Source organism: Nitrosospira sp. TNL300, assembly GCF_055385915.1.
Map to the genome: position 1 here is coordinate 645902 of NZ_AP041005.1, position 12203 is coordinate 658104.

The 12203-nt window shown below is 55.4% G+C and carries 12 protein-coding genes; 4 read left to right on the forward strand and 8 right to left on the reverse strand.

The window, feature by feature from the left end; genetic code table 11:
- Positions 1 to 3: 3 nt before the first annotated feature.
- Both ACZ5BW_RS02880 and ACZ5BW_RS02885 read left to right on the forward strand, forming a co-directional pair.
- Positions 4 to 1551: an OapA family protein gene (locus ACZ5BW_RS02880; RefSeq protein ID WP_464542336.1), complete on the forward strand. Its 1548-nt coding sequence runs from the start codon at positions 4 to 6 to the stop codon at positions 1549 to 1551.
- Between the two features lie 53 nt (positions 1552 to 1604).
- Positions 1605 to 2705, forward strand: coding sequence for an anhydro-N-acetylmuramic acid kinase (locus ACZ5BW_RS02885; protein WP_464542338.1), 1101 nt, complete (start codon positions 1605 to 1607; stop codon positions 2703 to 2705).
- A gap of 28 nt (positions 2706 to 2733) precedes the next feature.
- Here ACZ5BW_RS02885 and erpA read toward each other — a convergent pair whose 3' ends face one another.
- The 6 genes from erpA to rplM form a co-directional block, all read right to left on the reverse strand.
- Complete coding sequence (gene erpA, locus ACZ5BW_RS02890; protein ID WP_464543640.1) at positions 2734 to 3075, reverse strand: iron-sulfur cluster insertion protein ErpA; 342 nt, start codon at positions 3073 to 3075, stop codon at positions 2734 to 2736.
- Positions 3076 to 3153: 78 nt separating this feature from the next.
- Complete coding sequence (locus tag ACZ5BW_RS02895; RefSeq protein WP_464542340.1) at positions 3154 to 3579, reverse strand: bactofilin family protein; 426 nt, start codon at positions 3577 to 3579, stop codon at positions 3154 to 3156.
- A 9-nt stretch (positions 3580 to 3588) separates the two neighbouring features.
- Positions 3589 to 4365 (reverse strand): DUF6776 family protein, encoded by a 777-nt coding sequence (locus tag ACZ5BW_RS02900; protein ID WP_464542342.1) that lies wholly within the window; start codon positions 4363 to 4365, stop codon positions 3589 to 3591.
- A 243-nt stretch (positions 4366 to 4608) separates the two neighbouring features.
- On the reverse strand, positions 4609 to 5637 hold the full coding sequence (gene argC / locus ACZ5BW_RS02905; protein WP_464542344.1) for an N-acetyl-gamma-glutamyl-phosphate reductase: 1029 nt from the start codon (positions 5635 to 5637) through the stop codon (positions 4609 to 4611).
- 176 nt (positions 5638 to 5813) lie between these two features.
- Entirely contained in the window at positions 5814 to 6206 is a 393-nt protein-coding gene (gene rpsI / locus ACZ5BW_RS02910; protein ID WP_464542346.1) for a 30S ribosomal protein S9, read from the reverse strand.
- Positions 6207 to 6211: 5 nt separating this feature from the next.
- Complete coding sequence (gene rplM / locus ACZ5BW_RS02915) at positions 6212 to 6646, reverse strand: 50S ribosomal protein L13 (RefSeq protein WP_464542348.1); 435 nt, start codon at positions 6644 to 6646, stop codon at positions 6212 to 6214.
- A 368-nt stretch (positions 6647 to 7014) separates the two neighbouring features.
- Here rplM and ACZ5BW_RS02920 point away from each other — a divergent pair, with 368 nt between their 5' ends.
- Together ACZ5BW_RS02920 and ACZ5BW_RS02925 are read left to right on the forward strand one after the other, a co-directional pair.
- Entirely contained in the window at positions 7015 to 7887 is an 873-nt protein-coding gene (locus ACZ5BW_RS02920) for a phosphoribulokinase (protein ID WP_464542350.1), read from the forward strand.
- 222 nt (positions 7888 to 8109) lie between these two features.
- Complete coding sequence (locus ACZ5BW_RS02925; protein ID WP_464542352.1) at positions 8110 to 10341, forward strand: UvrD-helicase domain-containing protein; 2232 nt, start codon at positions 8110 to 8112, stop codon at positions 10339 to 10341.
- Between the two features lie 110 nt (positions 10342 to 10451).
- On the opposite strand, the gene ACZ5BW_RS02930 is transcribed toward ACZ5BW_RS02925, so the two are convergent.
- Together ACZ5BW_RS02930 and ACZ5BW_RS02935 are read right to left on the reverse strand one after the other, a co-directional pair.
- Positions 10452 to 11219 (reverse strand): BPSS1780 family membrane protein, encoded by a 768-nt coding sequence (locus ACZ5BW_RS02930; RefSeq protein ID WP_464542354.1) that lies wholly within the window; start codon positions 11217 to 11219, stop codon positions 10452 to 10454.
- A 33-nt stretch (positions 11220 to 11252) separates the two neighbouring features.
- Entirely contained in the window at positions 11253 to 12203 is a 951-nt protein-coding gene (locus ACZ5BW_RS02935; protein WP_464542356.1) for a homoserine kinase, read from the reverse strand.

Consider the following 12203-nt stretch of genomic DNA (forward strand, 5'->3'; position numbering starts at 1 on the left):
CCTATGCGAGGATATAGGAATAGGGGTTCCGCGCACAGTCTGCTGACGCTCACGAAGGATGCATTGTGCTGGCTGTTTCGGCACGGGCAAGTAGAGTTGGAGAGAGCGGCCAATAGCTGGATGCTGGCATGCATGAAAAAGGGATTCGTCCGGCTGATTTCCCGCGCATGGGAGACGGCAAGCAGCAGGCAGACATGGGCGCGCATAAGAAACAGATTATATCGGCTCATTTACCAGGGACTTGAAATAGTGAGCAACAGCCAGGCTCTTACACTTACAAGAAAAACACTGCGCGGCCTGATACTGTTATCGAGCATTCCATTGTTTGGAATGGTGGCAGCCTTTGGTATTGCTCCCGATACCGCGGTGGAAGACGTGCCGGCGGTCGAGCAGGTCGTCCTCGGCCTGGAGATTCCGGAAATCCGCGCCAGCTCGGCGGAGGGCATGACTTTCTGGCGTCATGAACGTATCCAGCAGGGCGATACCATCGGGAGCCTGCTTTCCCGGCTTGAAGTAAATAATCAGGATGTAGCACGTCTCATTCGGGATACTTCGGATCTGAAGGCCTTGCATCCACTGGCTGCGGGCAGAATGGTGCATGCCGAAACCAGCGCCGTGGGCGAGTTGCTGCTGCTGCGCTACTTTCCCGGTGGCAGCGAACAGGTGGTGCTGGAAAAGCGCGACGGCAGCTATGTAGTGAGCGACAGGCCGGCATTGCTGGAAACACATATCCAGATGAAATCAGGCGTGATCGAAAGCTCGCTTTTTTCTGCGATCGACCGCGCGGGCATTCCAGACAGCGTGGCTTCCCAGATTGTCGATATCCTGGCTTCCCAAATAGATTTTCACCGCGATCTGCGCAAGGGTGACCGTTTTACGGTGGTGTACGATTCCCTCTACGGCAACGGGGAACCGACGAGAGCAGGCCGGGTGCTGGCGGTGGAGTTCGTCAATCAGGGAGTGCCTTATCGGGGAGTGTACTTCCCGGGGAGTGACGGTGGAGAAGGCGGTTATTACACGCCGGATGGGAAGAACCTGCGCAGGGTGTTTCTGCGCTCGCCGCTGGAATTCTCTCGCATCAGTTCCGGTTTTTCCACCGGCCGCTTCCATCCCGTCCTGAAAAAATGGCGGGCCCATAAGGGCATCGACTACGTGGCGCCTACTGGCACAGGGGTAAAGGCGGTAGCCGATGGCGTCGTGGCGGTGGCGGGATGGGAAGGGGGATATGGAAACGTGATCATCCTCGAGCATGAAGGGTCATATGCCACGGTTTACGGCCACCTGTCTGCTTTTGCCAAAGGGTTGCGCAAGGGTCAGCGTGTCCGCCAGGGATATATCATTGGCCGGGTTGGAGCCACTGGCCTGGCGAGCGGACCCCATCTGCACTTTGAGTTCCGTGTCAATGGCATTCAACGCGATCCTCTGAAGGAGCCCATGCCGGAAGGAAAACCGATCGCTCCCGCGCACCTCACGGCATTTTACGAATCAACGAAATCGTCGATGGCGAGGCTCGATATGCTGCATGGCATCAATCTCGCACTGCTGGATTAACGGCGGGTGGTCGACTGGATCGGCGGGATAAAGGTCACGTCAGCGGGAGAGATTTGAAAGCGGCGTACTATATCGGCATCATGTCGGGCACCAGCCTGGATGGGATCGACGCAGTGCTTGCCGATTTTGAAGCCCCCCGGCCGGTATTGCTGGACAATTTCTATCTGCCATACCCGGGAAAGCTCCGCGAACAGTTCAAGGAACTCCATTTTCCCGGCCAAGACGAGTTGCACCGCGCTGCGATGCTTGGTAATCAGCTTGCCTGCCATTACGCCGAAGCAGTGGCGGGCTTGCTTCGCAAAAGCGGCATTGCGCCGCACGAAGTCGCTGCCATCGGATGTCACGGGCAAACCGTACGTCATTGTCCCCAGGCAGAAGCGGGTTACACCATCCAGTTATGCAATTCTCCGTTGCTGGTAGAACTCACCGGAATCAGGGTGGTTTCCGATTTCAGGAGTCGCGATATCGCCGCGGGAGGACAGGGCGCGCCCCTGGTGCCGGCATTTCATCAGGCTTTGTTCGCGGACCCGCATGTTCATCGCGTGATCGTCAACATCGGGGGAATCAGCAATCTCACTGATCTGCCGCGAAGTGGAAACGTGACAGGATTCGATTGCGGCCCGGGCAATGCAATGATGGACGAGTGGTGCGCGCGACATACCGGGCAAGCGTATGATGAGGACGGAAGGTGGGCGGCAACCGGAAAAGCGATCCCCCTGCTGCTGGAAAAGCTGCTGGCACTGACGTTTTTTTCCCTTTCCCCACCCAAAAGCGTCAGCAGGGAATTATTCAGTACAACCTGGCTGGACGGCTATCTGAAGGGAAATGAGAGTCCGGCCGATGTCCAGGCCACCCTGCTGGAGCTGACCATTACCGGAATTGCCCGTTGTATACTCGATTACTGCGGGGATGCAGCTGAAATTTATGTGTGCGGCGGGGGCGCACGGAACAGTCACCTCGTCGCCTCCCTTCAGGTGGCATTGTCCGGCAGGAAAGTTGGATTGACGGACAGCTTGGGCGTGGACGCAGACTGGCTGGAAGCTTTCGCCTTTGCCTGGCTCGCGCGACAAGTCATCCATGGCATGCCTGGCAATATTCCCTCGGTTACCGGCGCGAAGGGCCCACGGCTTCTCGGAGCCATCCATCCTGCTTAGGACCTGTCGCAGAGTTAACCCGCAGGGCTTAAACGGAGAATGAAGAGCCGCAACCGCAGGTGCTTGCAGCGCCCGGATTCTTGATAACGAACTGGGCGCCCTCGGCGTTTTCCTGATAATCGATTTCCGCTCCTGCCAGATACTGGAAACTCATGGCGTCCACCAGAAGTTTGACACCATTTTTTTCCATTACCGTGTCGTCTTCACTTATCAGTTCATCAAAGGTGAATCCGTACTTGAAGCCGGAGCATCCGCCTCCTGCCACGAATACCCGCAGCTTGAGATCGTTGTTTCCTTCCTCTTCGATCAGCTCTCTGACCTTGTTTGCCGCGCTGTCGGTAAAGATCAATGGCGTTGGGATGTTCATCATCGAATCAGTCTGACCTGAACCATCGTTGAAAGGGGCGTTCATAAGCGTTTCCGAATAGCCTGGTAAGAGATTGCAGTGTTACACGTGCTTCAAATCGTTGATCTGGGCCGCCGGCAATAATGTAACGACATTGCTTCCGCGTTCCAGGATTTCCGTATGGAGCAGCATGCCCTGAACAGATGCACCCAGATGTATTTCCATGCCCTTATAGTGTACATCGCCACAGACCTTTGCCTTCGGCTGGAGTTCCACATACTCGGTAACCTTTATCGTGCCGACTACCGTGCCATTGATCACCGCATGGGAAACGTGGATGACACCCTCTACGACCGCCTGATCGCTTAAAACCAGAGTGCTCGGCATGTCGCTCAACCCGGTAATGTTTCCCGTAACACGACCGTCTATCCGGACCCCCCCGCTGAAGATGATATTTCCTTCAATGTGAGTATCAACGCCGATAAGCGAATCGATCTGGTTGTGCGGTTTCCCTGTTTTCTCAAACATTTTCTCTCCTTACAAAGACAGATTCACCGTTTGCATGAGCCTGGCCTGCGTTTCGCCCTTCTCGAACACTTTCACCTGCAAGCTGTCGACAATGGCGTCCGGACCCAGCCAGAAAGTGCTTTCCACTCGTCGATAAAATCGGAAGCTGACATCAAACTTCTTCGATGGATCGTCGCTGGTCTCGTTGGAGGTCAATGACTGGACCATTTTTTCCCCGTTTTGCTGAAAGTTGACGGCAAATTCCAGGTTTCCGTGAAAATCCTTGCCCCGCACTCCCGACTGAACCAGGAGCAGGCTGTACCGGTATTCGCCGGGCAGTTTACCTCTTTCTAGCTTCAGGCCCCCGATGGAAACACGCTGCCCGGCCTTGCCGGAAGCAGAACCAAGATTCTGGAAAAAGGCCAGATCTTCCTTGAGGCGCGTATTTTCGCCCTGCAGGGTCTTGACCTGGCTTGCGATGTCCTGGCGGGCGACGTGATCCATTTGCAACTGCTGATCGAGCCCCGCCAATTTCACGCGCAATTCGTCATTCTCACGCTGCAGCCGCGCATTCGACTGTGACAACCGCTCGATCTCCGGTCCTGTCTCCGTTTTTTCCTCCTGCTGGGATTCAATTCTGTCGGGAACACCAGCTTTGCGTCCGGCATCGTACATGCCCCATGAAAGAATCAGCGCAGCCACGAGCAGGATGGCAAGAGCCACCCAGCGGACATGAGCGGGAGTCTGCAGGCGGACCGCGGCTGGCGCCGCAGCTATTTTATGCCTTCTGTTACGCGACTTTATCATAAGCCCATGTCATGCCCTTTGAAGCGGCAGCCAGGCGTATCCGAAACATCGCAAAAGAGCATCAGATCGAAATAATGGAAAGTTTTTCTTGCAGGGTGGGTCCTCGATCACTATCAGAAGGCGTGTCGAGAGAAACCCGCAGCCGACTATGGATATTCTAACCATGAACTTCGATCTTGACAAAGACTATTGATCCGGCCAGAAAATACTATGAATCTCGTAATTCCGCTTATTTACGATTTCTTACGGAAACAAGGGGACGTGGGTGATGGCAAGGGTTTCCGGCAAGCCGAACATAAGGTTCATATTCTGCACTGCCTGCCCGGCCGCCCCCTTGACAAGGTTATCCGTAACCGAGAGTATGACGGCCGTATCCCCACCCTGGGGGCGGTGAACGGCGATGCGGCAGAGATTCGAACCCCGCACAGAGCGGGTTTCCGGATGAGAGCCTGCCGGAAGTACGTCGACAAACGGTTCATTCACGTAGCGGTTTTCGTATAACGCCTGCAAATCGACTTCTTTAAGGAGTTTTGCATAAAGCGTGGCATGAATGCCGCGAATCATCGGGGTGAGATGCGGTACGAATGTCAGGCTGATGGGGTGCTTTGCCGCTTGCGACAAGCCCTGCCTGATCTCGGGGAGATGGCGATGCCCGGATACCCCATAGGCCTTGAAATTGTCCGCTGCTTCAGCAAAAAGGGTATGAATTTCCGCGTTGCGTCCCGCGCCTGACACGCCCGATTTCGCGTCTGCGACGAGATGATCCAGATCCACCGCGCCCGATTCCACCAGGGGAAGGAAACCCAGTTGCACGGCCGTGGGATAGCAGCCGGGGTTGGCTATGAGCCGCGCTGTCTTTATCCTGTCGCGATTGATTTCCGGCAGACCGTAGACCGCCTCCGCAACCAGTTCGGGGCAGGCATGCGGCATTCCATACCATTTTTCCCAGATGGCGATATCCTTGATGCGAAAATCGGCGGCAAGATCAATTATCCGCACGCCTGCATCGAGCAGGGATGGAACCCGCTTCATGGCAATGCCATTCGGGGTGGCAAAGAATACCACGTCGCATTTATCGAGGTTTGCCTCCGCGGGATCGGAAAATTTTAACTCTATCCGTCCGCGCAGACTTGGAAACAACTGGGCGACATCCATGCCAGCTTCCTTGCGCGATGTAATTGCCTCGATACTCACCTCCGGGTGTTGAGACAAAATACGCAGCAACTCCACCCCGGTATATCCGGTTCCACCTACGATGCCAATCTTAAGCATGGTTCTTCGAGATTTTCGTGTGGTTAAAATTCGTTGTCACGCCGCATCTACCTGACGTCTGAATGATGTCTGTGGCAGAAAGGTTTACGATTACAGCGCCAAAAAAAAGAAAAAACAAAAAAGCCGCCTGTCCGCCAGAAGCAGCGGGCAGGCGGCTTTTTATGATAGATAAAAGCTTATCGTTTGGAGAACTGCTTCCGGCGTCGTGCCTTGCGCAGACCAACCTTTTTGCGCTCCACTTCACGCGCGTCACGCGTAACCAGCCCGGCATTGCTCAATACGGGTTTCAGGGTTGCATCGAAGTCAATCAGCGCACGGGTAATTCCATGCCTCACTGCGCCTGCCTGTCCGGATTCGCCTCCGCCATGAATATTCACCAGGATGTCAAAGCGATCGAGATTTCCGGTCAATTCCAGCGGCTGGCGCACCACCATGCGTCCCGTTTCCCGGGAAAAAAATTCATCCACGGGTTTGTCGTTGACTGTTATCACGCCGCTGCCCGGCTTGATGAACACACGCGCTACGGCACTTTTGCGCCGCCCCGTACCGTAACTATAGGTTCCATTCATGATGATCAAGCCCTGACTTCAAGTTGCCGCGGCTGTTGTGCCGCGTGTGGATGTGCTGCGCCGGCATATATTTTGAGCTTCTTTAACATTGCATAGCCGAGAGGACCCTTCGGCAGCATGCCTTTTACCGCTTTTTCCAGCGGTCTGCCGGGAAAACGCGCATGCATTTTCGCGAAACTCGTTTCGTATATACCACCGGGGTAACCGCTATGGCGATAGTACATCTTGCCTTCAGCCTTGTTGCCGGTAACGCGCATCTTGTCCACGTTGATCACGACAATGAAATCACCGGTATCCACATGCGGCGTATAGATGGGCTTATGCTTGCCTCGAAGACGATGGGCAATCTCGGCAGCGAGACGTCCAAGTACCTTGTCGGCCGCATCAATCACGAACCATTCCCGATTCACTTCATGTGGCTTGGCTGAAAAGGTTTTCACAAACCTACCCCTGCTTATTTACTGAAAGCCGCGCATTCTATGCCAGAGATGTGCAAATGTCAAACCGGAATCCGTGGGCAGGGGACGCATTCGCCTGCCATTCACCTGCCGCAAACACCGCTCTCTTCGTTGACTTTCGTTTTGCAAGGCGGAGAATGCCGGCGACTTTTGTTCCCCACCAAAATCATTGAGAAAACGGTTATCATAACGCACCTTAAAATTGCCGGCGGAAGATTACAGCGTTACAGCGAAGTATTGAGGCAAGAACTGCAGGAAGCCTCTGAACAGGTGCTCCATGTTCGCCTGGCAACGTGTTCGAAGATTCCATAACATCATCTTATTATCTTATTTGTTCGAGGAGAAGTTGTATGTCGCAAAAGCACCCTGTCATCGCCGTTACCGGGTCATCCGGCGCCGGTACGTCGACGGTCAAGAATAGTTTCGAGCACATTTTCCGGCGCGAGAAACTGACTGCTGCGGTGGTGGAGGGAGATAGCTTCCATCGTTATGATCGCGATGCCATGAAAAAAGCCGTAGCCGAATCCGAAAAGGACGGAGGACGACCCATCAGTCATTTCGGTCCGGAGGCCAACGAGTTCGAGAGGCTGGAAGCGTTGTTCAAGGAATACGGCGAGACTGGCGGCGGGGAGACGCGCCTGTATCTGCACAATGACGAGGAAGCTGCGCCCTACCAGCAGAAGGCAGGCACCTTCACGCCCTGGGCGCCGATAAAGCCCGGCTCGGATCTGCTGTTTTACGAAGGGCTGCATGGAGGAGTGCAGAGCGACACGGTGGATGCGGCCAGATATGTCGACCTGCTGGTCGGTGTCGTGCCCATCGTGAATCTGGAGTGGATTCAGAAAATCCACCGCGACATGAATGCGCGTGGCTATTCGGCCGAAGCGGTGACGCATACGATACTGCGCCGTATGCACGATTACGTGCATTACATTACTCCGCAGTTTTCCCTGACGCATATCAATTTCCAACGGGTACCGACAGTGGATACCTCCAATCCCTTCATCGCACGGGACATTCCGACACTGGACGAAAGTTTCGTCGTAATTCGGTTCCGCGATCCAAGGAATGTGGACTTTCCATATCTGCTTGCCATGATTCACAACTCATTCATGTCCCGCCCGAACACTATCGTCGTTCCCGGCGGAAAAATGGGTCTGGCCATAGAGCTCATATTGACGCCGCTCATTCTTGATCTCGTGGTAGCGAGCCGCAAAAAATAGCCGCGCGCAATAGCGCGAGGCGTTATAGTAAAACCTCCTGCAAACCGGCGTCCCTTCGTCCCTTTCTGCGCACACTCGCGTATTTGCGCAGATTCCATATACCGGAAGGAGAACCAGGCGCCGGGTATGCAGGAGCATCAAGCTGTTCTACATTGCCTTTAATCCGATTTTGCAGAGCCTGAACGACTCCGGCCCTGCCCGGACCGGAAAAATCTTTGCTGTATGTCTTCTCTACTCACCGCACTAAACCCGGAACAACTCGAAGCCGTTACGTTGCCCCATCAGTCGGCGTTGGTACTTGCCGGCGCGGGCAGCGGCAAGACCAGGGTGCTTACGACCCGCATCGCGTATCTGATCCAGTCCGGCGAGGCCAGTCCTCACGGAATGTTGGCCGTCACTTTTACCAACAAGGCGGCCAAGGAAATGCTTACTCGCATTGCCGCCATGCTGCCCATCAATACTCGCGGCATGTGGATAGGTACCTTCCACGGCTTATGCAACCGCCTGCTTCGCGCTCACCACCAGGATGCCGGTTTGCCGCAGACCTTTCAGATTCTGGATTCCGCCGATCAGTTGGCAGCCATCAAGCGCATCCTGAAAAATCTGGGTGCGGATGATGAGAAATTTCCTCCGCGCCAGGTCCAATGGTTCATCAATAATGCCAAGGAGGAGGGGCTGCGCGCATCGCAGGTGGAAGCGTACGATGACTATGCGCGCAAGATGGTCGAGTTTTATGCATCTTACGAGCAGCAATGCAACAAGGAAGGGGTGGTTGATTTTGCCGAGTTGCTGCTGCGCAGCTATGAATTGCTGATGCGCAACGAAATCGTACGCGAACATTATCGCGGTCGTTTCCTGCACATCCTGGTGGATGAGTTCCAGGATACAAGCCGGCTGCAATACAAATGGCTGCGGCTGCTCGCCGGTCCGAAAACCGCTGTCTTTGCCGTGGGCGATGACGATCAGAGCATTTATGCCTTTCGCGGCGCCAATACCGGCAACATGAGAGAGTTCGAACAGGATTTTCGCATCCCCAGGATCATCAAGCTGGAGCAGAACTACCGTTCACATGGCAACATCCTGGATGCAGCCAATACATTGATACGCAACAACAATGGACGGCTCGGCAAGAATCTCTGGACTTCGGAAGGACGTGGCGAGCCGATACGGGTATACAACGCCCCGACCGACTTCGATGAAGCGGCGTTTATCGTGGATGAGGTCAGATCTCTGCGTGCGGAGGGTGTCGCATTGTCCCAGATCGCGCTGCTTTATCGTTCCAATGCGCAATCACGCGTTCTGGAGCACGCCTTGTTCAATGCCTCGCTGCCTTATCGGGTGTACGGGGGCATGCGCTTCTTCGAGCGGCAGGAAATCAAGCACGCATTGGCTTACCTGCGGATGATAGCCAATCCGGAGGATGACAACGCGCTACTGAGAATCGTCAACTTCCCCGCGCGTGGCATCGGCCTGCGGAGCCTGGAGCAATTGCAGGACGAAGCCGGGCAGCAAGGGGGAAGTCTCTGGGACGCGATGCTGAAAAAATGCAGAGGCAGAGAGCCTTCCACGTCAGGCTTGCCGAATAAGCCCTCGGTGGGAACGGGAGGGAATAAAGAGCCGGACAGGCCCAGAAGAGGTATCGAGGGCTTCGTTGCGCTGATCGAATCGATGCGGCAGGTTTGTGAAACCCTGCCGCTCCCGGAAATCGTCGGACACATGCTGGAGCACAGCGGATTGATTGGGCATTACCGCGCCGAGCGCGAGGGTGCCGATCGGCTGGAGAATCTGAACGAGTTGATCAATGCGGCTACTGCCTTCGTGCATGAAGCCGAAGATGATGGCCTGGCTGTTTTTCTCAATCATGCTTCCCTGGAAGCAGGCGAGCACCAGGCTGGCGGAGGGGAGGACGCCTTGCAGCTGATGACCGTGCATTCCTCCAAAGGGCTGGAATTTCACAGCGTATTTCTAAGCGGTCTCGAAGAAGGTCTGTTTCCCCACGATAACAGCCGCAACGAGGCAGGGGGACTGGAAGAGGAGCGGCGCCTGATGTACGTAGCCGTGACGCGCGCGCGGCGCCGCCTGTATTTGAGCTTTGCCCAAAGCCGCATGCTGCATGGCCAGACCCGCTACAACATTCCCACCCGATTCATAGAGGAAATACCCCAGGGCGTGCTCAAGTGGCTGCAACCCCTGCAGAAGACAGCGCCCTGGCGACCGGAGCCGGTTTCTCCCACCCGGGAGTTTGCGCCGCGCCCGCAAATCCGGGAAACGGGTACCCGGGAGACGGCGGCATCGCCCTGGCGGGTGGGCCAGAACGTGGTTCACGCAAAGTTCGGGGCAGGGGTGATCGTCAACTGCGAAGGCCGCGGTGCAGACGCGCGGGTTGAGGTTAAATTCGGCCGCAATGGCACCAAGTGGCTGTTACTGGAATATGCAAAACTGACGGCGGTGTGAGTTCGTGAGTCTATGCGAGCCCGGGTGCCCGGTGTGAGCTGGAAACGCTGCACTTCCGCATCCCCCGTAGTTTTCCGCCGGCAGTTCCCGCCGGGAATTCCCAGGCGGATTCATGCGGCTTCCGTGACATCCCCGGAGTTCGCTGTTTCCTGAAAGATATCCATGTAGCTGGTGTAGATCGAAGCAAAAACGGTCGGAACCAGCACAAAAAATCCCAGGCCGTAAGGAATCATGGCGGTGATTGTGAGCCCCACGAGTACCAACAGGTAAATCTGGAATGCCACGATATTTTTCACGCATGCGAAAAAGCTCGTTCGCATTGCTTCCACTGGAGGCATTTCATTGAATACCGTGAGCAGAGGCGCGAACCAGGTCGCCATCAGGAGAGGGATGGACAGGGTCAGCGCTACCAGGGAAGCGGATAGCATATCGCCTGATACGTTTTTCAATTCGTTTTCATCGACCCGTTTTCCTTCCAGCAGCAGGCTCATGAGCACGTCGCCACCGACCAGCATGAATATGCCAACGATGAGCACCTGGCCCACTAGATAAATTCCTCCTATCGTAACCAGCGGTCCGGCGTTGCGAAAACCTGCAAAGAGATGCGCTATTTCCAGTTGTCCCCCACGTTCCAGCGTTCTGCAGCCGATCATCAGTCCCGCCAGGAATACCGGCGAGAGCAGCGTGAAAATGAATTGACCCGCTGTCGGGATAAGTCCCAGGGTGGCTGCGATCAGCAGAAGGGTGGTGCAAAGAAGAATCCATACCATGGGGACCTTGCGGAACAACTGAAAACCTTCCGCTATCCACTCCCATCCCCTTCTCCCATCTACCTGCCTGATATCCATCTTGTTTTTTCTCCGGTAAACGCCTTCCATATTCTGGCATGCCGCTGGCTGTTCAACTGACGGTCAGATCCACACCTCGGCGAGTTTCGAGCGTGCTGCTGCATGGTTTTTCAGTATGCGCATGAAGTGAGCAGGATCCTTCACGTGCGTAAGTTCTCCTGCCCGCGGCAGGTGATAATCCTGCAGGCGTGAGAGCCAGAAGCGCAACGCGCCCCCGCGCAGCATTACCGGCCAGGCGTCACGCTCGGCCTCCAGCAGCGGCCGGGTGCGATGATAAGCTTCGAGCAGTGATGAGGTCCGCTCCGGGTCCAGTTCCGCGTTTTCGTTGAGGCACCAGTCATTCGCGGTAATCGCCAGGTCGTATAGCAGCACGTCGTTGCAGGCAAAGTAGAAATCGATCACTCCGCCCATTGCGCCGTCGTTGAAAAGCACGTTGTCACGAAACAGGTCGGCATGAATCACGCCGCGTGGAAGACTTTCCGCCCGATGCGATGATTGAAAGCGCAATTCCTCCCTGAGAATCGCAGCCTCATTCTCTGAAAGAAACGGCATGACTTCCTGCGCCGCAGCTTTCCACCACCTGGGTCCTCGCGAGTTCTCCATTTTTTCCGGATAGGATAAGCCGGATAAATGCATATTCGCCAGGAGTTCGCCAACCTCGGCACAGTGCGCCGCCGTGGGAGATTCCTGCGACTTTCCGGGAAGGCAGGTGACAATGCTCGCTGGCTTGCCGTTGAGTTCTCCCAGGAATTTATTGGCGAGATCCGCCACAGGGCTGGGGCAGGGAAGGCCATGGCGCGCCAGATAGGCCATCAGGTTCAAATAGTAGGGCAGCTCCGCCGGAGCCAGTTTCTCAAACAGCGTCAGAACATATTTGCCGTGGCTGGTGGTGACAAAATAATTCGTATTTTCAATGCCGGAAGAGATGCCCTGCAGATTGATCAGTTTGCCGATGGAATAATTTTTCAGCCACGCGGAAAGCTGCTCATGGGTAACTGTGGTGAAGACAGACAT

Bases quoted from the DNA above. Each gene is read 5' to 3' on its own strand.
- ACZ5BW_RS02880 (WP_464542336.1), top strand. From the start codon at position 4: ATGCGAGGATATAGGAATAGGGGTTCCGCGCACAGTCTGCTGACGCTC.
- erpA (WP_464543640.1), bottom strand. From the start codon at position 3,075: ATGATGAACATCCCAACGCCATTGATCTTTACCGACAGCGCGGCAAAC.
- ACZ5BW_RS02895 (WP_464542340.1), bottom strand. From the start codon at position 3,579: ATGTTTGAGAAAACAGGGAAACCGCACAACCAGATCGATTCGCTTATC.
- ACZ5BW_RS02900 (WP_464542342.1), bottom strand. From the start codon at position 4,365: ATGATAAAGTCGCGTAACAGAAGGCATAAAATAGCTGCGGCGCCAGCC.
- argC (WP_464542344.1), bottom strand. From the start codon at position 5,637: ATGCTTAAGATTGGCATCGTAGGTGGAACCGGATATACCGGGGTGGAG.
- rpsI (WP_464542346.1), bottom strand. From the start codon at position 6,206: ATGAATGGAACCTATAGTTACGGTACGGGGCGGCGCAAAAGTGCCGTA.
- ACZ5BW_RS02920 (WP_464542350.1), top strand. From the start codon at position 7,015: ATGTCGCAAAAGCACCCTGTCATCGCCGTTACCGGGTCATCCGGCGCC.
- ACZ5BW_RS02925 (WP_464542352.1), top strand. From the start codon at position 8,110: ATGTCTTCTCTACTCACCGCACTAAACCCGGAACAACTCGAAGCCGTT.
- ACZ5BW_RS02930 (WP_464542354.1), bottom strand. From the start codon at position 11,219: ATGGAAGGCGTTTACCGGAGAAAAAACAAGATGGATATCAGGCAGGTA.
- ACZ5BW_RS02935 (WP_464542356.1), bottom strand. From the start codon at position 12,203: ATGTCTGTCTTCACCACAGTTACCCATGAGCAGCTTTCCGCGTGGCTG.